This is a genomic window from Psychrobacter halotolerans (assembly GCF_039680845.1).
In the GTDB taxonomy this organism is placed as follows: Bacteria; Pseudomonadota; Gammaproteobacteria; order Pseudomonadales; family Moraxellaceae; genus Psychrobacter.
The window spans coordinates 631,701-657,840 of sequence record NZ_JBDKWD010000001.1 but is presented as its reverse complement, the minus strand read 5'-3'; the positions used below and the strand labels follow the sequence as shown (position 1 = coordinate 657,840).

General features: G+C 42.8%; 21 protein-coding genes. 14 read left to right on the top strand and 7 right to left on the bottom strand.

The window, feature by feature from the left end:
* Positions 1 to 26 precede the first annotated feature (26 nt).
* From AAJP47_RS02820 to lpxC, 5 genes are all read left to right on the top strand, one after another.
* Positions 27 to 959, top strand: a complete 933-nt coding sequence (locus AAJP47_RS02820; RefSeq protein WP_346716380.1) for a D-alanine--D-alanine ligase — start codon at positions 27 to 29, stop codon at positions 957 to 959.
* 674 nt (positions 960 to 1,633) lie between these two features.
* On the top strand, positions 1,634 to 2,428 hold the full coding sequence (locus AAJP47_RS02815) for a cell division protein FtsQ/DivIB (RefSeq protein ID WP_346716379.1): 795 nt from the start codon (positions 1,634 to 1,636) through the stop codon (positions 2,426 to 2,428).
* A gap of 217 nt (positions 2,429 to 2,645) precedes the next feature.
* On the top strand, positions 2,646 to 3,938 hold the full coding sequence (gene ftsA / locus AAJP47_RS02810) for a cell division protein FtsA (RefSeq protein ID WP_346716378.1): 1,293 nt from the start codon (positions 2,646 to 2,648) through the stop codon (positions 3,936 to 3,938).
* Positions 3,939 to 4,191: 253 nt separating this feature from the next.
* Entirely contained in the window at positions 4,192 to 5,391 is a 1,200-nt protein-coding gene (ftsZ, locus tag AAJP47_RS02805; RefSeq protein WP_346716377.1) for a cell division protein FtsZ, read from the top strand.
* Positions 5,392 to 5,742: 351 nt separating this feature from the next.
* Entirely contained in the window at positions 5,743 to 6,660 is a 918-nt protein-coding gene (gene lpxC / locus AAJP47_RS02800) for a UDP-3-O-acyl-N-acetylglucosamine deacetylase (protein ID WP_346716376.1), read from the top strand.
* 298 nt (positions 6,661 to 6,958) lie between these two features.
* On the opposite strand, the gene AAJP47_RS02795 is transcribed toward lpxC, so the two are convergent.
* On the bottom strand, positions 6,959 to 7,474 hold the full coding sequence (locus AAJP47_RS02795; RefSeq protein WP_346716375.1) for a DciA family protein: 516 nt from the start codon (positions 7,472 to 7,474) through the stop codon (positions 6,959 to 6,961).
* Between the two features lie 249 nt (positions 7,475 to 7,723).
* Between AAJP47_RS02795 and AAJP47_RS02790 the strand changes: the two genes are divergently transcribed.
* Positions 7,724 to 8,452: a CHAP domain-containing protein gene (locus tag AAJP47_RS02790; protein WP_346716374.1), complete on the top strand. Its 729-nt coding sequence runs from the start codon at positions 7,724 to 7,726 to the stop codon at positions 8,450 to 8,452.
* A gap of 266 nt (positions 8,453 to 8,718) precedes the next feature.
* Here AAJP47_RS02790 and AAJP47_RS02785 read toward each other — a convergent pair whose 3' ends face one another.
* Complete coding sequence (locus AAJP47_RS02785; RefSeq protein WP_346716373.1) at positions 8,719 to 9,468, bottom strand: DOMON domain-containing protein; 750 nt, start codon at positions 9,466 to 9,468, stop codon at positions 8,719 to 8,721.
* Positions 9,469 to 9,706: 238 nt separating this feature from the next.
* Positions 9,707 to 10,018: a YhbY family RNA-binding protein gene (locus AAJP47_RS02780; RefSeq protein ID WP_346716372.1), complete on the bottom strand. Its 312-nt coding sequence runs from the start codon at positions 10,016 to 10,018 to the stop codon at positions 9,707 to 9,709.
* Between the two features lie 631 nt (positions 10,019 to 10,649).
* Between AAJP47_RS02780 and AAJP47_RS02775 the strand changes: the two genes are divergently transcribed.
* From AAJP47_RS02775 to AAJP47_RS02745, 7 genes are all read left to right on the top strand, one after another.
* Positions 10,650 to 11,282 (top strand): RlmE family RNA methyltransferase, encoded by a 633-nt coding sequence (locus tag AAJP47_RS02775; RefSeq protein WP_346716371.1) that lies wholly within the window; start codon positions 10,650 to 10,652, stop codon positions 11,280 to 11,282.
* A 398-nt stretch (positions 11,283 to 11,680) separates the two neighbouring features.
* Entirely contained in the window at positions 11,681 to 13,573 is a 1,893-nt protein-coding gene (gene ftsH, locus AAJP47_RS02770; RefSeq protein WP_346716370.1) for an ATP-dependent zinc metalloprotease FtsH, read from the top strand.
* A 164-nt stretch (positions 13,574 to 13,737) separates the two neighbouring features.
* Positions 13,738 to 14,634 (top strand): dihydropteroate synthase, encoded by an 897-nt coding sequence (gene folP / locus AAJP47_RS02765; RefSeq protein ID WP_346716369.1) that lies wholly within the window; start codon positions 13,738 to 13,740, stop codon positions 14,632 to 14,634.
* Positions 14,635 to 14,964: 330 nt separating this feature from the next.
* Positions 14,965 to 15,246: an FAD assembly factor SdhE gene (locus tag AAJP47_RS02760; protein ID WP_346716368.1), complete on the top strand. Its 282-nt coding sequence runs from the start codon at positions 14,965 to 14,967 to the stop codon at positions 15,244 to 15,246.
* Positions 15,247 to 15,434: 188 nt separating this feature from the next.
* Complete coding sequence (locus AAJP47_RS02755; protein ID WP_346716367.1) at positions 15,435 to 15,893, top strand: hypothetical protein; 459 nt, start codon at positions 15,435 to 15,437, stop codon at positions 15,891 to 15,893.
* A 170-nt stretch (positions 15,894 to 16,063) separates the two neighbouring features.
* Positions 16,064 to 16,777 carry a YidB family protein gene (locus AAJP47_RS02750; protein WP_346716366.1) on the top strand — a complete coding sequence of 238 codons (714 nt, stop codon included), beginning with the start codon at positions 16,064 to 16,066 and terminating at the stop codon, positions 16,775 to 16,777.
* Between the two features lie 282 nt (positions 16,778 to 17,059).
* Entirely contained in the window at positions 17,060 to 18,517 is a 1,458-nt protein-coding gene (locus tag AAJP47_RS02745) for an anion permease (RefSeq protein ID WP_346716365.1), read from the top strand.
* A 189-nt stretch (positions 18,518 to 18,706) separates the two neighbouring features.
* On the opposite strand, the gene AAJP47_RS02740 is transcribed toward AAJP47_RS02745, so the two are convergent.
* The 3 genes from AAJP47_RS02740 to trmB form a co-directional block, all read right to left on the bottom strand.
* Positions 18,707 to 19,774 (bottom strand): regulatory protein RecX, encoded by a 1,068-nt coding sequence (locus tag AAJP47_RS02740; protein ID WP_346716364.1) that lies wholly within the window; start codon positions 19,772 to 19,774, stop codon positions 18,707 to 18,709.
* 40 nt (positions 19,775 to 19,814) lie between these two features.
* Positions 19,815 to 20,873 carry a recombinase RecA gene (gene recA / locus AAJP47_RS02735; RefSeq protein ID WP_346716363.1) on the bottom strand — a complete coding sequence of 353 codons (1,059 nt, stop codon included), beginning with the start codon at positions 20,871 to 20,873 and terminating at the stop codon, positions 19,815 to 19,817.
* Between the two features lie 1,077 nt (positions 20,874 to 21,950).
* Entirely contained in the window at positions 21,951 to 22,808 is an 858-nt protein-coding gene (gene trmB, locus AAJP47_RS02730) for a tRNA (guanosine(46)-N7)-methyltransferase TrmB (protein WP_346716362.1), read from the bottom strand.
* A gap of 256 nt (positions 22,809 to 23,064) precedes the next feature.
* Between trmB and AAJP47_RS02725 the strand changes: the two genes are divergently transcribed.
* Positions 23,065 to 23,994 (top strand): DUF2628 domain-containing protein, encoded by a 930-nt coding sequence (locus AAJP47_RS02725; RefSeq protein WP_346716565.1) that lies wholly within the window; start codon positions 23,065 to 23,067, stop codon positions 23,992 to 23,994.
* A 233-nt stretch (positions 23,995 to 24,227) separates the two neighbouring features.
* Here the strand turns inward: AAJP47_RS02725 and AAJP47_RS02720 are convergent, their stop codons facing one another.
* Complete coding sequence (locus tag AAJP47_RS02720) at positions 24,228 to 26,114, bottom strand: monovalent cation:proton antiporter-2 (CPA2) family protein (protein WP_346716361.1); 1,887 nt, start codon at positions 26,112 to 26,114, stop codon at positions 24,228 to 24,230.
* Positions 26,115 to 26,140: the final 26 nt, after the last annotated feature.

The window sequence follows — 26,140 nt, the reverse complement described above, 5'->3', positions numbered from 1 at the left end:
CTAAAAGACTTTTAGGAGCCATTCTCATGACGTCAAATAACTCACAAAAAAACCCAGCTCAATTTGGCAAAGTTGCCGTCGTCTATGGCGGTAATGGTAATGAGCGTAGCGTGTCGTTGGACAGTGGGGCAGCAGTATTGCAAGCGCTACAAAACCAAGGCGTGGATGCTACCCATTTCGATCCCAAAGACCAAGATATCACTGATCTACGAGCGTATGATCGCGTGTTCAATGTCTTGCACGGTCGCGGCGGTGAAGATGGCTTGCTGCAAGGTGTCTTGCAATGGTTCAATATTCCGCAGACAGGGTCAGGTATCTTAGCCTCGGCGCTAGGAATGGACAAAGTACGTACCAAACAGTTATGGCAAGGCTGCGGTCTATCAACAGCGCCGTTTTCATTATTGACCGCTGATACCGATTGGCAGCAAGTGGTCAATACCCTCGGATTGCCACTGATTATCAAACCCGTGCATGAAGGCTCTAGCATTGGCATGACCAAGGTCAATCATCTTGACGAGCTGCCTGCGGCTTATGCAACGGCAGTAAAATGCGGTGATGCCGTCATGGCTGAGCGCTGGATTACGGGTCGTGAGTTTACTATTGTCATTATCGATGATGAAGCTTATCCCATTATTCGTCTTGAACCGGCTGACATCACCAATTTTTATGATTTTGATGCCAAGTACAACCGTAACGATACCAGCTATTACATTCCGTGCGGGTTGAATGAAGCGGATGAAAAGCATCTCCAAGCCTTAAGTCTTGCCGCTTTTCGCGCGGTTGATGCAAAAGGTTGGGGCCGTATTGATGCCATGCAAGATGAAGCAGGCAACTTTTGGTTGCTTGAGATCAATACCGTACCGGGTATGACTAGCCACAGTTTGGTTCCGATGGCAGCCAAGGCTCGCGGCATGGACTTTGATACGTTGTGCTGGCACATTTTGTCGCAAACGTTGTAAAAGAGATACAGCGGGACTGGGATAAAACCTCTATCGGCTCTGTCAGCAGCGGCAAAGTAAGTAAGAGAAATTTCTACCAATCCCGCGCTATGCTGTAGGGTCATGTTGTTTATTATCGATGATACCTATTTTAAAAAAACAACTTTTAAGCCACCGTCTTTAAAAAACAGCCTTTGAGAAACAGGCTCTAAGCAACCATTGTTAATTCTTTTTATAAAGAAGTGGGCCACTTTTATAAATATTGGTTTAAACAAATACGTCATAAACCGCCTGAAAAACAATGTTTAAACGTTTGTGTATAAATGAATAATAGATAATAAAAGCAAGTCAATGTGTCACTAAAGCTGCTATACCACAGCGTCGTGTAAACTTGTGTAAATTCGCTGTCGCTATGATGTGTTAGGCTATTGTTTGAACATAAAATACGTTAATATTGTAATTCTGGGTCTGTTTTAGTGATACTTATGTCTTATGTTTTAAATGAATACTTCTTATAAGTAATTCATCCTTTGAGAAAAATGTTACGCTTAAATAATAGTAACGGTTTTATTTAAGCCGTTTTGGTCAAAGACTCTGATAGTATATCGGTTCAACAGGCCCCTGCAAAAAATTTGCAGATTTATATCAATAACCAGCATGATCCGTTCTATGCAAATGAAGAGGCAAAGGTCGTTATGGCTCAAACTGTCAACGAGGTAACTGACTTAATGAGTGATAAAGCCGATCGCCCAAAAACCAAACGCCAAGTACCGACTGCGCTCAAATATTTCTTTATGGTCTTGGTTTTAGGATTGCTTGTATTGATATTGGCAATGGGTGGCAAAGCATTACGTGACGCGCCTCCGGCCGCTATTTATGTTAGTAATAAAGGTTTGACGGTTACTCAGTATCGCTCACTACAGCAGGTCATGAATCAGCAAAAGGTCAGCAGTTTTTTTACCTCAGACCTACAAGCCCTAAGAGACATTGCTACAAGTTTGGCGTGGGTTGATCAAGTGAGCGTCTCGCGTGACTGGCAACGCGGTATTGTGATTACTGCGCTACCGAAGCAGGCGGTAGCCAATTTCGGTACAGAACGTTTGGTTGATGCCAAGGGTGTTGTTTTTATTCCTGCGGATAATAAAGATTTGACGCAAGAACGCTTTGCAACTTTACAAGGTGAGATCGCACAAGCGCCTGTCATTATGCAGCAAATGCAGCAAGTTAATGATTGGTACGCGCCCCTTGGTATGCAGGTTGAGGATATTATCTTGTCTCCAAGAATGACTTGGCTAATTCGTTTTGATAATGGTTTACGTGTCATTGTTGATAATGAAAATACCGCGCAAAAGCTGCTGAATTTGAGTCAGCTACTCGGTAATCAGCTAAAAAGTCGCCGAGACGAGATGCAGTCTATCGATTTACGTTATAAGAATGGCTTCACGATTGCTTGGAACGTTTCTCAGTCAGAGAGTGATGAGTCGAAGTAGGGTTAGTAGCTAGTGGTTTTTATAACGTAGCGTCTGTAGATAGTGATTATAAAATGGTTATAAAAAGCAATAAGCAAATACTAAGAAGATTTAGCGTGTTGGGTTTGATAGTGTGTAGCAATGAATATACAACATCATCGCGTACCAATAGCGCTTTTTTAATGATTTAATGGGAACATCATCTGGTTTCCTATTTAGCGATAATTTGTCTGGTAACATGAAAAATACTGAAAATCTGGTTGTTGTCCATTTGAGTGCCACGGCGGTTTATGTCGTTATTGGCAATGTTGTCTCTGCAAAAGACATTCGTATTTTGGGCGTAGGGCAAGTTAAAAACAGCGATTTTTATCAAGGTCAAATAAAGCACCGCGAACGTCTGCAAGGCGCGATCAAACAAGCGATTCAAGAAGCCGAAGATACAGCAAATTGCCGAGTACATAGCGTGTGGCTAACACTGGCCACCCCTGAGTTGTCTAGCAAAAACAGTGCAGGTGAGGTGCGAGTAGAAGACGACGCGGTACGTGCCAAAGATATGGTGCAAGCATTGTCCAATGCCAAATCTCAGGATCTGTCATCAGACTATTACTTGATGCACTGCTGCCAGCAAGGTATCTACGTCGATGAGCAAGACTTTATGGTCGACGATGCGATCGAGATGATGGCACACAATATCACTGTGATGTATCACTTAATGATGATGCCCGTCTCCAGCCGTCAGAACATCCAAAAATTGCTGCAAAGCTGTGATGTCGGTATCGACCACATTGTTTTTGATGCCGTGACCAGTGCCGAGTACAGTTTGATGAGTGACGAGCGTCAGCAAGGCGTTTGCCTAGTAGATATCGGTGCCAGTACGACCAGTATCTGTGTCTATAAAGAAAATAAGCTGATTTTTACTCATTGTATCGCGACTGGTAGCCACGAAGTCACGATGGATATCTCAGCGGACTTTGGTATTTCGATGATTGAAGCGGAAAAGCTGAAAAAGACCCATGGTACGGTCGACGTCAATAGCGTTGATCCAAGCTCATTCTTTATTTTTAAGCCGCAAGGGTCAAATGATGAGATTAATATTGGTGTCTATAACCTAGCACGCATTATTGAGGCGCGTTATGTTCAGATATTCACCGAGGTGGCTCGTCAATTGCATGAAGCTGATCTGATAGGCTATATTGACAAAGGGATTGTGTTGACTGGCGGCGGTAGTGTCATCAAAGGGATGATACCTTTTGCCAAAAAGCTGCTGAAAATGCCAGTGGTGTTGACCAATACGCATCCTGCGATCAGTGCTTACAATCATTTTGATAATGATGAGTCCTTTAAACAACTGAATATTCAAGTCAATGATCGCGCTTATCAAACCGCGTTTGGTACACTTTTATATAGTCAAAGTGAGCAGTTCCGCCGTAGTGAAAAAAGCGAGCCTGAGGCGATTCAAAAAAATCGCGTGACGGGTGTTTTTCAAAATGCAGGGCAACGTTTTGCCAGCGTGCTAAAGAAGATTTTGTAACCCTATTTTAGTTTTATAAGATATATACTTAAAAGATTGATCCTTTGTAAAATGCAAGCAAATGATTTGATCTAAAGTGAAGTAATAGTAATAACTTGATCGGCGATGACATATTTTGTCTAAACTGAACGATTTAAGCCATAGCCCTGTTTTATTTAAATACATTTATATATATAGTGTGTCGATAGCGTATTTTACGAGTGCGCTACCACGTATCGACCACTAAGCTATTTGCAACTGGAGAATCTTTTTTATGTCAAAATACACCATGCCAGATGATAACCAGCTTCAAAATAACGGCCAAGCAAGCTTCACTGTATTCGGTGTGGGTGGTGGTGGCGGTAATGCGGTTGAGCATATGGTACAACAAGGAATTAGAGGTGTAACCTTTGTCTGTGCTAATACAGACAAACAAGCGCTTGATCGGCTGACGGCTCCGCACAAACTACAACTGGGCGCAAAAACAAATCGTGGTCTAGGCGCAGGTGCCAATCCAGAAGTTGGACGTGAAGCAGCAGAAAGCGAAGAAGAAGCCATCCGTGGATTGCTTGAGCATTCTGACATGGTATTTATTACCGCAGGTATGGGCGGTGGTACTGGGACAGGCGCAGCGCCAGTGGTTGCTCGTATTGCCAAAGAAATGGAAGTTCTGACAGTAGCAGTGGTGACCACCCCCTTTAAGTTTGAAGGTGGCAAGCGCATCAAAGCTGCTAAAGCCGGTATTGAGCAATTGACCAACTTTGTAGATTCTATCATTACGATTCCCAATGATAAATTGATGAGTGTTTATGGCAATATCTCTATGCAAGATGCTTTTAAGAAAGCGGATGATGTTTTGTTGCATGCCGTTCAAGGGATTGCTGAGACCATTGCTAGCGAAGGTATGATCAACATCGATTTCAATGATATTCGTACGGCGATGACCGCCAAAGGTCATGCGATGATGGGTATTGGCCGCGCAAGCGGTGATGATCGTGCGCGTCAAGCGACCGAAAAAGCCATCAGATCGCCATTACTTGATGACTTGCGTTTGGAAAATGCCAAAGGTCTATTGGTCAACGTTATTTCTTCTGAGTCTTTGTCTTTGGATGAAATGAGTAAAATCAGTGCAATCGTGGAAGAAATCACTGACATCGACGATGCTCATATTTTCTACGGTTCTGTCATTGATGAAAAAATGGGAGATGACTTGCATGTGACCGTTATCGCAACAGGTTTGACCTTAGATGAAAATGCGGGTCAAGAGCCTGAAGCAGTTGAGCAGCCAGTGCCTTCTGTAAATAGCACACAACCTGTCGACCCTAACGTACATACCAGTGCATTGAACAGTCAAAAGCAGTCTCAAGCTCAAATGTACCAAGACAGCGCCACACGCGCGAGTACACCTCAAGAGCAGCCTAAAACGAAAACGAACAGCATTCAAGACTATTTAAAGCGCCAACAAAACAAATAGTCTTCAACTAGCTTAACGCAAAGAAGCCAGCGCTCAGTCGCTGGCTTTTTAGTGTTCGGGCATAAAACATGCTCTTTTATGGATGAATCGACAAGCATAAATAGGCAAGATGTTTCAAGAATTCGTCACTAAATTGACATACAAGTTTGTATAAAGAGGTGAGATTTTACAATTTTCGCGCGTTTATATAGAAACAATTGGGTTAAAAAAAGCCAGTGATAGTGACAATGGAGCAACGATAAGCGTTATCAATCAAGGAGATAAGTAAATTAAAGAATTTTAACTATAGCGAACTAGGGGTCGGTAATGATACACTATGGCAATTGTAACAAAATATGTGAGAAGACAGTTATGAACCAAAGAACCCTAAAAACTGCGATTGCTGTTACAGGTACTGGTCTCCATAGTGGTCAGCCTGTTGACTTAGAGTTTTATCCGCAGCCAGTGGATACTGGTATTGTTTTCGAGCGCTCTGATATTATAGGTAGCGAGCCTATTCCAGCCAGTGCTTTTTTAGTACAAGACACCATGATGTCATCAAACTTAGTATTTGGTGGCACACGAGTTGGTACGGTCGAACATTTACTAAGCGCGATCGCTGGACTCGGAATAGACAATCTTTTGATTCGTGTCTCTGCGTCAGAGATACCTATCATGGATGGTAGTGCAGCGCCTTTTGTTGGGCTGTTACTAAATGCTGGAATTTGTGAGCAAGAAGCGGCCAAGAAGTTTATTAAGATCGTCAGACCTGTGCGTGTAAAAGTAGACGATAAGTGGGCGGAGCTGCGTCCATATGAGGGTTTTGAGCTAAATTTTGAAATCGATTTTGATCATCCCGCCATTGATAAGAATTTTCAGCATGCCCAATTGCAGTTTTCTACGCAAAACTTCATCGAGCAGTTGAGCTCAGCACGTACGTTTGGTTTCTTACGTGATATTGAAACCATGCGTCAGAACAACTTAGCACTCGGTGGTAGTATGGACAATGCTATCGTTATAGATGAAGCCAATATTTTGAATGAAGAAGGCCTGCGTTTTAATGATGAGTTTGTTCGCCATAAAATTCTAGATGCGTTAGGAGATTTATATCTGATTGGCTATCCAATTTTGGGTCGTTTTAATGCTTATAAATCTGGTCATGCGCTTAACAACTTGTTAGTGCGTGAGATATTGTCCGATCATAATAACTTTGAAATTGTAACTTTTGATGACAATGTAACCTGTCCTATTAAATATTTACCCTTAGAAGGTTTGGCTGTTGAAGGATAAATACAGGAATATACACGAAGTATCGAAACATTTACGTAATATTACATTATCTGGCTATAATTACATTCTTATAATATTCTGATTTTAGGATTTATCGTTCAGAATAGTTTGTAAGTTTGGCCTTAAGCTAGATGGAACAAAAGCTGTAGGCAATTTCTAAATCATCTGTTGGTCCCATTCATCACTTGAATGCGGCCAACAGATGATTTTTTTTGTTTGTAGCATTACAAAATCCCAGCGGTTTCAGTCAATTATCATGTTTTTATTTACATAACTTTACATAGGTACAGAAGGATTTTTAATCATTTATTAAGCGCAAAAGGGCTTTTTTGAGCTTTTCATCGGTGGTGACATGCTCTGCAGCCTGTGATATAGTCCTTTTTGTGTTTTGGCTAAGGGCTTTATTTTCATTGGCTGCAAGCGATTTTGAATTGATTGCTGATAATGATGAAGCAGGTTTAGTCAAGGAGTTATCAGCTGAGGTTTTAGCGACAATAACGCGAATTTGCTTGAGTTGTTTAAATGTAATTGACTGCTCAGCCAAAACTCGCAAGTAAGCACTTTGTAAATAGCGGATATGATTAGCAGCAGTTGTGGATTCTACGCTGAGTATAAGTTGCTCAGAGGTAAGACCAACTACCCAACAGGTATTAAGGATTTCCTCAGGTAGACAATCTATTAACAGCTCTTTTACTTCGTTAGTCGCTTTTATATACAGCCGCATGTTATCAGCAAGTGTTTGAGGTAGCGCACTACCAGCAAAAGCTTGATGATCGATAAGCTGGGCAAGCCGATTAGGTTGTTTTTTTGACATCGTAATGACTCATCAGTAGGTGACAACAGCGATATTCAAGATAAATAGACTAATACTGGTGTATAGCAGACGATTTGCAAGATATTTGACTAACCTAATAATGATATCAGCGTTAGTCACTATAAAAGAAAGAGCAGGCTGTTGTAACAAGGATTTTATCATGTTTGGTTCGTGATGATGTCCTCTAAATTAATTGATGCTTTGTCATGGATGACGAGCGGTCTTGTATTAACAATAGGTAGTAAATTTATGAAACAAGCTTTATTGATTTTGTCAGTATTGGGAATGGGTATAGCACAGACGAGTGGTGCTGTCGAAACAACCTTTCAACCGAATAATACCTTGAGTCATACCATTACAAATATTTCTACTTCTGCGAACTACGGTTCTAGTCGCAACATCTATAGCACTAACAGTGGTGCTCATGTATACAGCAACGACGAAATCAGTCAAGCCATCGATAATTTAAGTGCTCATGCCAAACAAAAAGAATATCAGCTTGCCTCTTTAACCAGTCGCTTGTCTTATGAGCAACGTCAGCAGCAAGCCAGTCGCACGCCTGACAGATACTCTGCTCCTGCTATCGCCGCCGCCAATGCATCACGAGTGGCGCTGTCTAGAAGCTCTGGTTACTGTGCTCGCTACGTTCGCAAAGCATTACAATCAGCTGGTTATGAATTTACCCCTAATGCCTCAGCTTATCAGTACGCCTCACGCGGTACGCTTGCCCAAGCAGGCTTCACCAAAATAAGCAATGATACACAGCCGCAAGTTGGTGATGTTGTTGTGTTCAATCGCAGCTCAGGCCGTCCACATGGTCATATCCAAATTTTTGATGGCAATGATTGGGTATCTGATTTCCGTCAAAACGGCATCAATCCTTATAGTGGCGCTCACAGCTATACGACATGGCGTGACTCGCAATACGTTGATGATGCATCAGATCGTGGTATCTACCTTGCCATGGCTGACAAATAAAGTACTGACGAATAAAGTACTGACGAATAAAGTACTGATAGATCAAGTACTAATAAATCAAGAACCGTTCATTAAGGAACCAATAAATATCAGATTGTTAACGTACCTTTAAGTGATTTTTAGACAAACCGTTTTCTCCAAGTTCAGTAATGCTCTTTTGACATTACTGAGCTTTTTTTTAGGCTTAAAATCCTAGATTTCCGGCAAGACTTACAAAATGATATTTTAGCTTGTTTGAAACTGGAGTTTAGAAACTCTTGGGACGATCAAGCTTTAAATTTCGTCCAATGATGGCGGTTGTGAAAATCAGGTGGGGAAGCGTGCTCTGGCGCAAAGAACAAAGTGGTGTTATCGAGTTTCAGGATGACGCAAGGATGGATGTACTCAATAGTCGTATTATTGAGCGCATATTGTTGATTGGGTAACTCAGTCAAACGCACGCCAAAACGCCGCTCATAGTGTAAACGCCTAGAAGTTGTTGATGATTGATTATATAAACTTATCCAATCAATACTTGCAAGCGTGTGTCCGTCTGCTTGGTACAGAGGGGTAGGCGGTAATGTCGCAGGCTGACGATAACGATCAAACTTATAAAGCGCATAACGGCCATCTGGACTGGCATTGATTTCAATATAAGCGTCTGTCTGACCAGCGCGGTTCCTCTCATCTTTTATCAAACCATTGGTTGTTGAGTCACCTTTTATCAAATCGCCTTTGATCAAATCGTCCTCTATCAAGTCACCTGCGATAAAACACTCAAGGCAACTTTTCTCCCATAAATAATCAGAAAACCCAACCTGCGCTGCTTGCCAAGCTGGCCAATCGAGTTGAGCGGCTAAAGTCTCTGAAGGAAGTGTCACGTGATAGGTCAACTGTAAATGCAATGTTGGCTGTTGCACAATGTCGGCGCTTACATGGACGCGGATATGATGTAGCTCATCAATGGTTACGCCAAGTTGACGCGCATCGTTTGCTATCGTCTCAGTGGCAATGCAGAGAGTAAAGGTTTGGTTCATAGTCTGATCACACTCAAAAATAATAAGAGAAAAGTTTGCCCGCCTTGTCATTGAGTGCGACAAAACAGGTAAATCTTAATCAGTAGGCAATATAAAAGCCGCGTGCAAGAGGCAGCGCGGCTTTTATACGTTAAAGTAGCTACTAAATAGTTACTGTTTACTAGTCACTGTTTGCTAAGCTGAAATTTGACTACTATCTAACCCATGATAGTAGAAATTTACTTAATACTATAACGGTTTACTGCGCGTGACGTGATAGGTTAGACAGTTTTGGGTTAGCATTCGGGTTTTGACGCATTAATAATGCCATACGACCGATTGAATGGATCAAAGACGCATTGGCCGCTTTTGCCAGCTCAGCACCAATAACGTCGCGCTCTTCTTTAGTGCCTGCTGGTAGTTTGATTTTAATGAGCTCATGATCAGTTAACGCACGATCAATCTCCTCTGTGATCGTTGGCGTAATGCCCTTGTTGCCGATCATGACGATAGGTTTGAGCTCGTGACCAATGCCTCGTAGGCGTTTGATTGTAGCGTTGTCGAGTTCCATAGTGTTTCCAAATATTGATAAAAATTAAAAGAGGGTGTTAATAAGCGTAGTCAATGACCATTATAGATAATCTGCGGGTATCTTGCATGAGATCAGCAGGATTTTGCACGATTTTACGTGATGGAAATGTTAAACTGAATATTTGGTCACATTATAAACGCTACTGCTCTATAAAGCAGTGTTTTCGCCAATAGAATTTGACCATTTTGGAATAATCAGACGAACCAAGTATTTAATTGGTGCTCTGTGCAAAATAATTGAACATATATTCGACCTGTTTAATGACACAATAGCTATAGTTGATTCATTTCAAAAGCTAGAATCCATTCATTTTAAAATAGTAAGGTTCTATTCAAAAAATCGTACCAGTAAAACGTGATTATTGTTTACAGTCGATGTACTTTGAAAGCAATACAGTAAGACTGGGATGAATTTTTTGCAGCTTCTGTATTAGCAGTACGCAAGGAAAATTTATACCAGTCGCACGTGACTATTAAGGTATCAATTTTATTTAACGTATCGATTTTATTTCGAACTGCCTATATATCAATTCTTTTGGATTGAATATATTCAAAAAGCCGCTATTTAATGAGCAGGTATGAGTATTTAGAAAGTAAGAGGAGCAGGTATTTTGGCCACACGTATTGAAAACAAAAAATTGTCAAAAAGTAGCAGTGCTTGGATGAAAGAGCATATTGACGACCATTATGTGCAAAAGGCTCAAAAAGAGGGTTATCGCGCTCGGGCGGCTTATAAACTATTAGAAATTAATGAAAAAACCAATCTGATTAAAAAAGGCATGACGGTTGTAGACTTGGGTAGTGCGCCCGGTAGTTGGTCACAAGTCGCCAGTCAATTGGTGGGTGAAAAGGGAGTGTTGATTGCTTCTGATATTTTACCGATGGATGCACTCGCCGATGTGACCTTTATTCAGGGAGACTTTCGTGAGGCTGATGTGTTTGAATCCATCATGGCAGAAGTCGGTGATAGACAAGTCGATGTGGTATTGTCTGACATGGCACCTAACACAGCAGGCAATAGTGCCATTGATCAGCCGCGTATGATGTACTTATGCGAGCTTGCTGTAGACTTTGCTTTGGCAACCTTACCGCAAGGTGGCGCGCTTATTATGAAAGTGTTTCAGGGCGAAGGAATGCAAGAATTACGCAAGCAGATGCAGAATGATTTTAGTAAAATTCGTAGTATCAAACCTGGCGCTTCTCGGTCCCGTTCAAAAGAGATGTTTTGGATTGCTATTAAATAGTTTTCAATTCAATAGGTTATGGCCATTGTAAGCGAAATAATGCGTCTCCATAACCTGTATCAATCGATGCGCTAAAACCGATACAATCGTTAACTGAATAAACGTAAAACTTGCTTGAATTATGCAGGACAGCACCACATATCATGGTATATTAACTTTGTTTTAAGCATAAGTTTTAGACAAAGTCGTCTGATAGTAAGCGCTTCATACGTTCATCTGTGATAGATTTATAGATAATAATGACGAATAACTTTTTGAATCGGATCTATGTCAGCCTATTAGCTGCTTAATTCTGAATCGAGTTTTTGATATCAATATTTTTATTAAAAATGAGCCATACGTTTATAGACGTCACGTGTTTAGTAAACACACCAATAAGTAAGGGATGGGAATAACTAGTGAGCGACATGGTAAAAAATACCTTATTGTGGCTGGTGGTAATCGGCGTTTTAGTGCTGGTGTTTAGCGGCTTTGATCAATCATCTGAGCCGGATAGCCTTAACTACTCTGAGTTTGTGACCGCGGTGTCAGAAAACCAAGTAGCCAGCGTTGAAATCGACGGCGAGCAGATCACCGGCGAGAAGAAAAATGGCTCATCTTTTGAGACCATTAGACCAGCTGTGTCAGATGACCAGCTAATGCCAATGCTACGTGAGAACCAAGTCGAAGTCCAAGGAACGGCACCTAAGCGTCAAAGCGTATTAATGCAACTATTAATAGCCAGCTTCCCAATTCTATTGATTATTGGTCTGTTCTTATTCTTCATGCGTAACATGCAAGGCGGCGCGGGCGGTAAAGGCGGCGGTCCGATGAGTTTTGGTAAATCAAAAGCCAAAATGCTGACTGAGGATCAAATCAAAGTCAATTTTGAAGACGTGGCAGGCTGTGAAGAAGCCAAAGAAGAAGTGGTAGAGGTAGTAGACTTCTTACGCGATCCTGATAAGTTCACCAAACTTGGCGCGACCATTCCACGTGGTATTTTGATGGTAGGTCCACCAGGTACCGGTAAAACGCTATTGGCACGCGCCATTGCGGGCGAAGCCAAAGTACCATTCTTTTCAATCTCAGGTTCTGATTTTGTTGAAATGTTCGTCGGTGTTGGCGCCTCGCGTGTACGTGACATGTTCGAACAGGCCAAGAAGAGCGCACCTTGTATCATCTTTATTGATGAGATTGATGCGGTCGGTCGTCATCGTGGCTCTGGTACAGGCGGCGGTAACGATGAGCGTGAGCAAACCTTGAACCAGTTACTGGTTGAGATGGATGGTTTTGAAGGTAATGAAGGCGTCATCATCATTGCTGCGACTAACCGCGCTGATGTACTCGATAGAGCGCTGCTGCGTCCAGGTCGTTTTGACCGTCAAGTGCAAGTCGGTTTGCCCGATATCAAAGGCCGTGAGCAAATTTTAAAAGTGCATTTGAAAAAGCTACCGAATACGCTTGGTGTGGATGCAAGCTCTCTTGCTCGCGGTACGCCAGGATTTAGTGGCGCGCAGCTGGCTAACCTTGTTAACGAAGCGGCCTTATTTGCGGCGCGTCGTAACAAGAACAGCGTCGATATGAATGACTTTGAAGATGCCAAAGACAAGCTGTACATGGGTCCTGAGCGTAAATCAATGGTAATACGCGAAGAAGAGCGCCGTGCTACCGCTTACCATGAAGCGGGTCACGCCTTGGTTGCGGAGCTACTACCTGGTACTGACCCTGTGCATAAAGTCACTATCATGCCGCGTGGTTTTGCGCTTGGTGTGACTTGGCAGTTGCCCGAACATGATCAGACCAGCATGTATAAGTCAAAAATGCTTAGTGACATTGCTATTTTGTTCGGTGGTCGTATCGCTGAAGAGGTCTTTATTCATCAAATGTCTACAGGCGCTTCAAACGACTTTGAACGTGCAACAAAAATGGCACGGGCCATGGTGACAAAATACGGTATGTCGGATGCGCTTGGTATCATGGTCTACGAAGATGATGATAACTCGCAAAACTACTTTGGTGGTGGACGTACGATTTCAGAAGCCACTCAGCAAAAAGTCGATGATGAAGTACGTCGTATGTTAGAAGAGCAGTATGATATCGCGCGTGAGTTGATTGAAGGCAATCAAGAAAAAATGCATGCGATGGTTGATGCTCTGATGAAATGGGAAACCATTGATCGTGACCAGTTGCAAGATATTTTGGCAGGTGAAGATCCTCGTCCACCACGAGTGTATCAACACAATGAAGTGAACCTATCGAAAAACGATATCAAAACGACGGGTTCATTACCACCGCCATTGCCGGCAATGTAGTTTGCTAATATTTGATAGAAAAAGCCCTTTTTAATAAAGGGCTTTTTTATTGCGCTCATTTTCTGAAGGATTTAGGACAGAATAGGTTTTACTGGTATCATTAGCCTAACCTAAAAGATAACCATTAAAATGGTTCTATAAAATCGTTTTTTATTGGATTGATGATGTCACTATTTCAGCCGTTACCGACTTATAAAGTATCAAGCCGTGATAAGACCTTGGATCTATCACAGCCGCACGTTATGGGCATTCTAAATGTCACGCCAGATTCATTTTCTGATGGCGGGCAGTTTACGGCTATCGATAAAGCGGTTGCCCATTGTCAAAAACTGATGCAAGAAGGAGCTACCATCATCGATATTGGCGGCGAATCTACTCGGCCAAATGCAGATGCGGTAGCGACTAGCGATGAGCTGCAACGAGTCGTGCCAGTGGTTCAAGCAATCAGGCAACAGTGCGGAAATGACATTTGGTTATCGATTGATACCAGCAATCCGGCAGTGATGCAGGCCGCTTTTGACGCTGGGGCTGACATCTGGAATGATGTACGAGCACTCAAACGAGAAGGAGCGACTGCATTGGCCGCTAAGCTTGATATACCAATCATGCTTATGCATATGCGCGGAGAGCCGACAACAATGAACAATTTGGCGCAATATGAGGATGTGGTCAACGAGGTAAGCTCAGAGCTAGTAGCCCGTATTGAAGCGGTCATAAGTTTGGGTGTTAAGCGTGAAAACATCATTATCGATCCAGGCTTTGGTTTTGCTAAAAACTATGACCATCATTGTGCGCTGCTAAGTCATCTTGATAGCTTACAATCGCTGAAACTGCCAATGATGTTTGGCATATCGCGTAAGCGCTTTTTGGCACAAGTCCTGACTAACAGTGGCGTTGCCGCATTGACGACGACCAAAGCGGTCGAGCGCGATGCAGTCGGCGTGGCTGCGGGCATTTTTGCGCTACAGCAAGGGGCTTGCATCATTCGTACCCATAATGTGGCCATGACGCAACAAGCAGTGGCCTTATGGAGTCAGCTATCTGCTTATAGTTATCGATAGTACGCTTATCGCTATTGTTAGCAACGCCGTAGCCAGCAAGAAAAATTTTACCAGTCCTGTATCATAGTGCCGTGTATCGACTTTATTGAATATCGACTAGAGTGTCGGTTTAATACCTGCTGCTAAAGGTTATAATCTAATACTATATAGTCGGCGCTCATTCTCTGTATCTGTTTTAAATTAACCTGACTAATAACTTCTAAAACCCGACTAACAACCCCTAAAACCTGGCCAACAATCCTATAAGCACAATTTTAAAACCCATCTGTCACTTTTATAGTTTTATTAACTACGACATCGACAACCATTTACACGAGTGAGAATATCATTATGACCAACCCAGCTCAGCCAGAACCAACCAACGAACAACGTCGCATTATTTATCAAGCACGCCGTGGATTAAAAGAGTTAGACTTTTATATCGATCCGTATGTGAAAGAGCTGTATCTAACCGCTGACCCAGTTGAACAAGAAACATTTGCGCAAATGCTCACTCATGAAGACCCTGACTTGTTGGATTATTTTACCAATCAGAATCGTCCAGAAGACGAGTCTATTTGGGCGTTGGTTAATAAAATCAAAACATGGCGTCATACCAAATCATTGATGTAGTGATGAGTGGTTCGAGTCTAAATGGCAATGTACGATCGTCAATCCAAAATATAAATGATACATATCGTGATAATCGTTTACTGGTATGAATTTTTTCATTGGCTACTCGTAAGGATGACAAAGTTTGCAAAACACTTATCTCGGCAGAACCGTATTCTTTTAGGTTAACGTTTTTTAGGGGCTCACTGATGACTTTATCAACCTCGTTACGTATTGATACGGCAATTCAGTCCACCAGCTTCTTACGTCTGCTAATGTATAGCGGCTTAGCCAGCATAATGATCATACTGGCTTGGCTCACATCACTGGTATTATGGCAATATGTGCTTATCTTCACAGTAGCCGCAGCAGTGATAAGTTATTTAGCATTATCAAGACCCATACTGCTACACCTTAGCCAGCCGCCATTGAACCACCGAGTCGATAAACACTGGCAGCTCCTAATGCGCACAGGACGCGGTGATGAGTTATGGCAAGCACAATTAACCGCTATTCATCGCTATCGCCGGATAATAGTGATTGAGTTTCTCATTGAAGAGCCTTATCAGCGCCCCTTATCCGTGACGGTATTTCGTGACCAAGTCAGTCCTAATCAGTGGCGCGAATTGTGTATTTTAGCCAATGTCTCCTCCGATAAAACGGCATAAATATCCGCGTCTGTCTTTTATTAACGCCAGTGCTTCTATTCTTAGCTTACGAACACCTACATGTCATAACAAAATAGTTATCTCGGTGATGAAACAGATTTGTTATATTGCAAGGCAAGCGTAAGATAGAAAAACCGACGATAATAATAGTACAATAACAGGAGTAGGACATGAGTCTATTAGGGAATTTAGTCAGCCAAGTTGCTCGTAGTGCGATGAACCCAGAAGATGCACAGCGTAACCCCGTAAACCAACCTGTCAACCCACGCCGTACAGGTGGTTTGGGCGATATATTGGGCAGTGTACTAGGAGGCGGTAACCAAGCGGGTGGCTATAATCCGCGTCAGTATGATCGTCAGCCAGATAGCGGCTTTGGTTTGGATGACATTATAGGGGGTCTTACTGGTGCCAATCAGCGCGGCGGTAAGAGTACAGGTTCTGGTGGTTTAGGAGATATCTTAGGCAGTGTGTTAGGTGGTCAAACTACCAGAAATAGAGCCGGAGGCAAAGGCATGCTGATTGCGATATTGATGCCGATGGTATTGAGCTGGATTAGAAATAATGGGGGCGTGAGTGGCGCGCTGTCCAAGATTACTGGCATGGGTCATGAACAACAAGCCCGCTCTTGGATGAGTAATCAAGAAAACAATGACAATCTTGATCCAAATGAAATCAATCGGTTATTTGATGAAAACGAGATTCAACAAGTTGCTGCTAGTACCGGCGCAAATGAAGTAGAAGTACGTCAAGGTTTGGCTGAATTATTGCCTGAAGTGATGAACCAATTAACGCCAAATGGTAACTTAGATAACGAAGCTGAGGCCAATGCAGAGATTGATCAAATCATGAGCCAATTGTCCAATCGTTTAAATACCTTGAAGTAACTGCTTAGAGCAATAAAAACAGGGATTGAGCCAAAATATCATTAAGGAAGAGTACGTTGAATAACGTGCTCTTTTTTTGTGTTTAAAATAGCTTATCTATCGCCACTGTTAGTGTTTAATTTCCTTAATCTAAATACATATGTTAAAAATGGTTAATAGTCGTAAAACCATTATACAAACCTTATAAAATGTTTATTAATTTCCCCAACTTTGTTTGATAGTATTTGCGCTGATGAGAGTAAGTTATCAGGTACTATCAATAGACGATAAGGACAGTGACGTATGCCTTTTAAACCTATCCAAGCCGCTATTGCCATCTTAGTTGGTTTGCTTATTTGGTTTGTTATTCCCGTTCCAACAGGCGTGACGCCTGAAGCATGGCACATGTTGGCCTTATTTATTGCCACCATTGTCGCCATCATTGGCAAGGTTTTGCCCATTGGTGCGATTGCCATTATTGCCGTCACGCTGGTGGCACTGACAGGGGTAACCAGTGATAGTCCCAAACAAGCCATCAGCGACGCGTTGTCCAGCTATTCAAGTCCATTGATTTGGTTGATTGGTATCGCAGTGATGATATCGCGAGGATTGATAAAAACGGGCTTGGGTCGGCGTATTGCTTATTACTTTATCTCTATTTTTGGTAAAAAAACCATCGGTGTGGCGTACTCTTTAACCGCCGCTGAATTGATGGTTGCACCCATAACTCCCTCTAATACCGCGCGTGGTGGTGGTATTATTCACCCTATTATGAAGTCTATTGCCCACAGCTTCCATTCGACGCCAGAAGAGGGGACGCAGAATAAAATGGGTCGCTATTTGGCGATGGTCAATTATCACGCCAATCCTATTACGTCTGGTATGTTTATTACGGCCACGGCACCAAACCCGTTAGTTGTCGACTTGGTTAATAAAGCCACAGGCGGTGACATTCAATTGTCATGGACGACGTGGGCGGTGGCCATGTTTGTGCCAGGTATGCTGTGTTTGATCATCATGCCATTGGTTATTTATCTGATTTATCCGCCAGATGTCAAAGTGACTCCCGATGCCAAAGGCTTTGCAAAGGACAATTTGGCAGAAATGGGACAAATAAGCCGCCAAGAAAAAATCATGCTGGGTGTATTTGCTCTGATGTTGCTATTGTGGGCAAACATTCCTGCCCTGATTTTAGGTGAACCGTACAGTGTTGATGCCACCACGACCGCTTTTATCGGTCTGACAACTTTAATATTAACAGGCGTATTGACGTGGGACGATATCCTAAAAGAGAAATCAGCATGGGATACTATTATTTGGTTTGGCGCACTTATTATGATGGCGGCGTATCTGAATGAGCTTGGTTTGATTGGCTGGTTTTCAGGCCGTATTGAGTCACTCATTGGCACGACTGGGTTTGGTTGGATAGGTGCCGTGACGATTTTGACCTTGGTTTATCTCTACATACATTATTTTTTCGCCAGTACGACAGCACACATCACTGCATTGTTTGCCGCTTTTTATGCCGTCGGTTTAACCTTAGGAGCGCCGCCGATGTTGTACGCACTCATTTTGGCGGCAGCAGGTAATATTATGATGACGTTGACGCATTATGCGACTGGTACGGCGCCCGTTATTTTTAACTCAGGCTATGTGACATTGAGAGAATGGTGGAGCATCGGCGCGATCATGAGTGTGGTTAACTTAGTTATTTGGATTGGGGCTGGACTGATTTGGTGGAAGGTGCTTGGTTATTATTAATTAATCAGTCAATATGATACTGTCCATGAGCAGTTATAGGCAGTTCAAGACAAAATTGATACGTCAGTAACCACAGCGACTGGAAAGAATTTTCCTTGCGTACTGCTAATACAGAGACGGCGCAAAATTCATCCCAGTCGCTTTTAAAGTGAATCGACCATATTAACTTGAAGCAGCAGTTAAACGTATTTAAAAGCGTTCGTCTAGTGTGTCTAATGTATAGTTGAGCGCGTCAAAACAAACATCAGTATTAAATCCTCGGTATTGTAAGAATCGCAGCTGGCGTGCTTTGTCTTTTTGTTCCGTTGGTATGTCGTCCCCATACTTTTTAGTGCGGGCAACGACGGCCAATTTTAGCCAATCAACTCCTTCAACTAAGTTGTTATGACTGTCGTCTACAAACTCACTGAACTCCTCCGATTCGCTATTTGCCATATCGATTAGCTCATCAATGTTACTTGGCATGGCGATTTTTTTCTGATAGAACGCTTGCTTGATACGGCTACGGCCACGCCCTTTACGAATATTTTCGCGGATCAGCATCAGCGTGGTACGGTAATCACTTTGGTAGCCTTTTTCTTCAAACTCGTCCAAAAGCGCATCAATTTTTTCTAGGTCTTGCTCTTTGTCAATCAGCTTTTGTTTAAGCTCAGCTTTGCCATACTCCCGCCGCGACAAGTAATAAAACGCCAACCAACGTAAGCGACTTTCGGCTTTGATCGCATCAATATCTGCTTGTCGTTGCTCAGGTGTGCGTAAATAGGCCTTGAGGGCGGCGGGTAGGTTGTCAGTCTCACTGTTCGTCTCACCATCATCGGCGGCTTTTAATGCAAGTGAGTTTGGATCATCTGCTGTATGGGATTCAGTCTCAGCATCGCTGTCTGCACTATGAACGTCATGCTTTACCTCTGCCAACATTTCCTTGATGCTTTGGGCTTCAGGTGGCTGGTAAACAGGCGCATCGCTAGGCTCAGCTATGAAGTTAGCGGCTGGATGGAAACGTTTTTTACGCTTTTTATTTTTCGATGTTTTTTTACGATGGGGGATAGATTCATGGCTCGATACGGTCTCGTCTACAGAGTCGCTCGTTGCAGCAGAGTCTTTGTCTAGATAAGGCACGCGCTTGGCTATTTGCTGGGTTTTTTTTTGCGCGTCTTGATAGGAGGGTTTAGAAGGTTTTTGTCGCTTATTATCGACGGCACTCGCTGAGTCGGTATCCGACTCAGCGAGTATTTCAGCCAATGTTTTAATTTTCATAATAAATGATAACTATTGATAGTAATGAATTATCAAAGGGTTATTGTACAGGCTCAGGAGCTAATTCTGCATTAGTCTCATCTGATTCTTCAGCCTTTTTACTCTTTTTGGTGCCAAGTTTTTCGTCACGAATCTTATCTTCGATCTCTTTAGCAATGGCTGGGTTTTCTTTCAAAAACAGCACAGAGTTGGCTTTACCTTGACCGATCTTTTCATCGCCATAGCTATACCAAGAGCCAGCTTTACCAACTGCGCCAATCTCAACACCCAAGTCAATGACTTCGGCCAAATGGTTGGTGCCTTCGCCGTAGGTAATCTCGAACTCTGCTTGGCGGAATGGAGGTGCCATTTTGTTTTTGATGACCTTGACGCGCGTTTGGTTACCAATGATCTCATCACCGTTTTTGACCGCACCAATACGGCGAATATCCATACGCACTGACGCGTAGAATTTAAGCGCATTACCACCAGTTGTGGTCTCAGGACTACCGAACATAACACCGATTTTCATACGAATCTGGTTAATGAACACGACCATACAGTTCGAACGTTTGGCGTTACCAGTGATCTTACGTAAAGCTTGGCTCATCAGACGTGCTTGTAGACCCATGTGTGAGTCACCCATTTCGCCCTCAATCTCTGCACGCGGCGTCAACGCAGCGACTGAGTCAATAACGATCATATCGATGGCACCAGAGCGTACCAACATATCAGTAATCTCAAGCGCTTGTTCGCCGTTATCAGGCTGTGAGAGCAATAGATCATCTGTATTGACGCCCAGTTTGCGCGCATAGACAGGATCAAGCGCGTGCTCGGCATCGATAAAGGCACAAGTACCGCCTTGTTTTTGACATTCGGCAATGGCTTGCAAGGTCATGGTGGTTTTACCAGAGCTTTCAGGGCCATAAATCTCAACGATACGGCCTTTTGGTAGACCGCCAATGCCAAGGGCAATATCCAAACCCAATGAACCCGTTGACACCACATCGGCATCAAGAATGGCTGAGTCATCACCCAAGTGCATGATCGTATTTTTACCAAATTGCTTTTCAATTTGACCTAAGGCTGCTTTAAGGGCTTTGGCTTTATTGTCGTCCATTCTGGACTCCTTATTTGTAATGATGGATTTGGCGTTGTTACTTTCTATGTTATAAGTAGAGTATGGTTGCTATAAAAAATGCGGGTTAGATAGAGCAGACGATTATGTAGAGACTTTTATGTGAAAAAACAAAAAGCGGTCAAGCAACCAAAAGCGGTTAAGACAATAAAATAGTCTGACTAAAAAACAGGGAATAACATCTATGTGTAGTCAGCGATATCTAATATATCACGCTACTATACAGTAAAATTGAATTGTACGAAAAGTAAAAATAAGTTCATAGTTGATAGGATTGCTCTTGATGCTTTAATTATCCATTGATCATTACCACCAGTGCTTTTCTATCAGACTATCGATTAGATGAGGCAATTATAACAAAATCCAATAGCATTATAGCGCGTCAGATCATGCTAAACGACATTGGTTGTCGCCTGATTAAAGCAGATTATGTGATGAAACTATTTAGTAGAAAAGAGTAATTTCGAACAGCAAAATGGCATAGCTTGTCAATAGATTTTTGAGTTGTCCACAACGAATAAAATGTCTAAATTTTAGTATTGTGAAACATGGTTAACTAAAAGAAAATTTTTAAAAAATAATAGAAATTATTTTCTATCCTTAAATATGAGGATTAAGTTATTGATTTTCAATGGTTTTTAAATTGTATAAAAAATGAACGATTTTACCTAGTCCTTTATGTTATCTAGGGAAAAACTTGTCAAGTGGTGACTTATACACAGGGTTATCCACAGCTTATGGGGAGAACTCATCTAGCCCTTATAGCATCGATGTTTGCGCGGATAAGGGTTATCAAGGAATATAGAAAAAATGTCTTTAGTAAGCGCTTAACAAGACATAAACGTCGAAAAATTGCTCAAAAAGCGCTATGTTTCACATATGACAGTACTGTGAATTTTTTTAAATAAAAATGTTTATCGCTTGCAGAATAAGGGATAGAGCGGCCGAATATACTAATGTTACTTTTGTAAAGCGAAAATTTACCAGTTCGCAAACATAAAAAAACGGCTAAACAATTTAGCCGCTTCCCAATGGGTAATCAAAAACGCACCGTCAATGTCAGTCTTTAATGTAGATCAAATCCCACACGCCATGTCCTCGCTCCAAACCACGTCGCTCAAATTTAGTCATTGGACGAAAGTCAGGACGGTCAGTAAAATTACCCGCGCCCGCTTGATTGGTTAAACCTGCAAAATTGTCTAAAACCTCAACCATCCAAAAAGCATAGTGCTCCCAATCGGTGGCGGTATGAAACCAGCCGCCTTGCTTTAAGCTCCGCGTGACGATAGTCATGCGCTCTGGACTGACAAAACGACGTTTATAGTGACGCTTTTTTTGCCATGGATCAGGGAAATAAAGCTGGATACGATCGATATGGTTTTCTGGTAACTGTTTTAGCAGTTGAATGGCATCCCCATTGATGATTTTAACATTGGTTAAACCTTGCGTACCGGCCATGTAAGCGCATTTCCCAATACCCGGCTCATGCACTTCAACGCCAACGAAATTACGTGTAGGCTCTGCTGCTGCCATCTCGATGAATGAATCACCCAGACCAAAACCAATCTCCAAGGTAAGCGGCGCTTCGCTACCGTTAGGACTATCAGCAAATAGTGTCCGCAGGTTATCGATACCTTCTAGGTTGCCATCACCAAAGCTATTATTAACCAAATACTCAGCAAACTCTGGATCTGTTAGCGCCAACTCGGCATTCTTATTCATGTGGGTGCGTCGTTTCATGAAGGTGTTAACGATGCGCAAGTGCTTATCGGAGCTCGGCTCTGTTTCCGTATTGGTTTCTATGTTGTTGTCTATGTTGGTGTGGGTGTCGATGGTTGCGTTAGGGCTATTTAGGTTTTGCTCATCACTGGTAGGGGTACTAGTGGCGTTGTCATTGATATCAGAATGTGAACTCATAGGATTAATAAGGCTTAATAGGTGAGTGAGGTTGGGTCATTATAAGTCAAATCTATACAACTGTGAACGTACAATCCGACTTTAGCAAGTTTACTGCTACGCCTATGATTTCTCTAACCTATACAGGAACTCTGACGTTATCATATAATAGAGCGTGTTGCCCATTCACAAATCTGCACTGTCAGTGCCATGGTTGAATGAGCAACACGCCCCAATCGTTGCTAGAGAATTTTTTAAGACAAACGAGCGTACTGCCATGTTATTTATTGAGACGGATTCGCCGCCACCCTTCTATCAAGATCAACTGACCCCTGCCAAGCGCAAGCAGTTGGATCAATGGTTTATTGGTCATCGCACTCAGCGCTATTATCTTAAACGCTTTGAGCAATTTGATCGGCAAGGATATCTGTCGCCAAAATGGCACTGGGCCGCATTTTTTGTGACCTTTCCTTGGCTGCTATACCGTAAACGTTATATGGATGCCATTGTATATAGCGTAGCAGGGTGGTCATTTATTCAGCTCAATATTGCCATCATATTGGTCATGTTTGAGTTTGTAGCGATGTCTTATATTCCAGATGCGTATCAAATGGCCACACGAATAGGCATTGCTGCATTGATTTGGCTGTTTTGGTCGTTTATGGTGGCACGCTGGACGGACGCCTACTATTATCGGATGGCACGACGTGAGATTGCCGATGCTATCAATGACTATCCGCGAGATGAGGCAGCACAAAAAGCACATTTGCGCCGAGAAGGCGGAGTCAGTTTGTTTGGTTTGGGCTTGGGGTTTGGACTGTTTGCCTTCGCGTTGATGGTGATTAAGATGCAGTTTTTACCCATCATTGCCAAACCAAAAGCAAATGAGGTGCTGTTTGATGCCTATGACACAGCTAAAACGGCGCAAAACCGCGTGGCGCTGACTTATCGTCAAACAGGGCAATGTCCCACTAACTTGCCTTTAAATATGGGAACGCAACAAGTACGTATTGATATCGATACCAACGCTGCGGGTGTCGCAGAAACGGATTGTACCGTTATTGCCACCATTCAAAACGTCAAATTTCCGATACGCTACTTAAATGATCAAACGCTGGTCTTTCATCATCTGCCCGGCACTGACAATTGGAACTGTGTGAGCTCTTTGAATAAAAGGCTCGCGCCTCAAGGCTGTAACGCTGATTAGTCAGAACGACCATACTTTAGAGCGACAATATAGTAAGATCATTAACAAAAAGAGTCAGCATGACTGGGATGAATTTTTATACTCACTATCAGCAACGGCATAGCCGATAAGAAAAATTTGTACCAGCCACACGTGGTAGTGTCGTAGATCGACCATACCTTAAAGTGAAAAGGCTTAAAGTGAAAAGCCTTAAATCACGATCTCTTAAAGTACCAACGATCTAAGGTGAACGCTTATTTTTTAATATCATTATCAAGCTCGTTTTTATCCTTGACGGGTACGGCTTGGCTTCTTAACGTATCGTAAAAATCGCTCAAGTCCATTTTGCGGGCTTTATCAATGTCTTCATCAAATAGACTCTCAAGCTCTGCCATCGCTGATTGTGCGGATTCTATCATGCTGGCTTCATCGTCATAGATGGCTTGTTGACGCTCAATCAAGTCATCATCATAATCACGGAATGTTTGTACTGTTTCTCGTGCTTTTTCTGGCGAGATACCGAGCAGCTGTAGTGATTCACGTGACATATCTAACGACGACAAATAGGTCTCACGCCAAATGTGACGTACACCAACTTCTCGCAAACGATAATAGTGCTGACGATCACGAGCGCGGGCCAATACAATCATGTCTGGGTAGTTTTTACGCAAATATTGAGCGGTGGTGATGGAGCGCTCTAAGTCATCAATAGCGAGGATAAAGATGCGTGCTTTTTTGATGCCCGCGGCACGTAATATCTCAGGGTTTTTTGGGTCACCATAATAGACTTGGTTACCAAATTTGCGCACGAAATCCACGCGATTGGCAGAGCGTTCAATGGCGGTGAATTCGATATTGTGCATGCGCAGTACCCGACCAATGATCTGACCGACTCGCCCAAACCCAGCGATAATGACCTGATGCTCGTGGTCTGGAATGGTGTCGTACTCGCGGCTTGGCTTGCTTTTGGCAAATAGGGGTTCGCCCACTTTTTCTAATAATAAAAACGCCAGTGGCGTCAATGCCATAGAAATGGTGACAATGAGGTTGAGGGTATTAGCAAGCTCTGGTCGTAGCACGTTTTGCGCTGTCGCCACACTGAACAAGACAAAAGCAAACTCACCGCCTTGCGCCAAGGTAACGCCTAACCTGATACTGGTCGGCCAGCGATTGCCCAATACTTTAGCAATCGCTGCAATGACGCCGAATTTGATAAACATCAGCGCCATGGCACAGCCAATAATAAAGACGGGTTTTTCTAAAATGAGTTTGACGTCGGTTAGCATACCGACTGACATAAAGAACAATCCCAGTAGTAACCCTTTAAAAGGCTCGATACTGGCTTCTAGCTCATGACGATACTCAGAATCCGCCAGTAGTACGCCGGTCAAAAATGCACCGAGCGCCATCGATAGACCGATCTGACCCATCAAGATAGAGACACCCATGACGATAAATAGAGCAACGGCAGTCAGTAATTCTGAAGCTCCGCTTGAGGCGACAAATTTAAAAAATGGCCGGATGATATAACGACTGGCAAAAATGAGTCCGGCAAACACGGCAAACACTTTACCAAAATAAAGCAAATCGTAGGTTTGTTCACGCACGCCGGACAGAAATGGGATAACAGCCAATAGAGGAATAACAGCGATATCTTGGAACAGTAAAATCGTAAATGCTTCACGGCCATGGGTGCTTGAAAGCTGTTGTTTTTCAGTCAGGATCTGTAGCACAAAAGCGGTAGAAGAGAGCGCAAGACCAAAGCCAACGATAAACGCTGTGTCTAGTTGTAGCGGGAAAAAGTGATGCAACAGCATCATTAATAGTGTGCCAGTCAAACCGACTTGCAGACCACCCAGTACAAATATCGAACGACGCAGCGCCCACAATCTCGATGGTTGCAGCTCAAGTCCGATAATAAATAACAGCATGACCACGCCAAACTCAGAAAAGTGCAACAAGCTCTCAGCATCGCCTGCCACATCTAGGGCACTGGGTCCCAATATCAGTCCGGTAATGAGGTAACCTAATACTGTCGCAATACCAAAGCGCTTGCCAAGTGGAACAAAGAGCAGCGCTGCGCCCAAGAAAATAGTAGCTTGTAACATCAAATTTGGTGAGCCGGCGGCGGCAGCGAACATCTTGTATCCTCAAGGGTGGTAGTAAA

Coding starts and splice junctions, on each gene's coding strand:
- AAJP47_RS02820 (WP_346716380.1), top strand. CDS start 27: ATGACGTCAAATAACTCACAAAAAAACCCAGCTCAATTTGGCAAAGTT.
- AAJP47_RS02815 (WP_346716379.1), top strand. CDS start 1,634: ATGGCTCAAACTGTCAACGAGGTAACTGACTTAATGAGTGATAAAGCC.
- ftsA (WP_346716378.1), top strand. CDS start 2,646: ATGAAAAATACTGAAAATCTGGTTGTTGTCCATTTGAGTGCCACGGCG.
- ftsZ (WP_346716377.1), top strand. CDS start 4,192: ATGTCAAAATACACCATGCCAGATGATAACCAGCTTCAAAATAACGGC.
- lpxC (WP_346716376.1), top strand. CDS start 5,743: ATGAACCAAAGAACCCTAAAAACTGCGATTGCTGTTACAGGTACTGGT.
- AAJP47_RS02795 (WP_346716375.1), bottom strand. CDS start 7,474: ATGTCAAAAAAACAACCTAATCGGCTTGCCCAGCTTATCGATCATCAA.
- AAJP47_RS02790 (WP_346716374.1), top strand. CDS start 7,724: ATGAAACAAGCTTTATTGATTTTGTCAGTATTGGGAATGGGTATAGCA.
- AAJP47_RS02785 (WP_346716373.1), bottom strand. CDS start 9,468: ATGAACCAAACCTTTACTCTCTGCATTGCCACTGAGACGATAGCAAAC.
- AAJP47_RS02780 (WP_346716372.1), bottom strand. CDS start 10,018: ATGGAACTCGACAACGCTACAATCAAACGCCTACGAGGCATTGGTCAC.
- folP (WP_346716369.1), top strand. CDS start 13,738: ATGTCACTATTTCAGCCGTTACCGACTTATAAAGTATCAAGCCGTGAT.
- AAJP47_RS02760 (WP_346716368.1), top strand. CDS start 14,965: ATGACCAACCCAGCTCAGCCAGAACCAACCAACGAACAACGTCGCATT.
- AAJP47_RS02755 (WP_346716367.1), top strand. CDS start 15,435: ATGACTTTATCAACCTCGTTACGTATTGATACGGCAATTCAGTCCACC.
- AAJP47_RS02750 (WP_346716366.1), top strand. CDS start 16,064: ATGAGTCTATTAGGGAATTTAGTCAGCCAAGTTGCTCGTAGTGCGATG.
- AAJP47_RS02745 (WP_346716365.1), top strand. CDS start 17,060: ATGCCTTTTAAACCTATCCAAGCCGCTATTGCCATCTTAGTTGGTTTG.
- AAJP47_RS02740 (WP_346716364.1), bottom strand. CDS start 19,774: ATGAAAATTAAAACATTGGCTGAAATACTCGCTGAGTCGGATACCGAC.
- recA (WP_346716363.1), bottom strand. CDS start 20,873: ATGGACGACAATAAAGCCAAAGCCCTTAAAGCAGCCTTAGGTCAAATT.
- trmB (WP_346716362.1), bottom strand. CDS start 22,808: ATGAGTTCACATTCTGATATCAATGACAACGCCACTAGTACCCCTACC.
- AAJP47_RS02725 (WP_346716565.1), top strand. CDS start 23,065: ATGTTATTTATTGAGACGGATTCGCCGCCACCCTTCTATCAAGATCAA.
- AAJP47_RS02720 (WP_346716361.1), bottom strand. CDS start 26,114: ATGTTCGCTGCCGCCGCCGGCTCACCAAATTTGATGTTACAAGCTACT.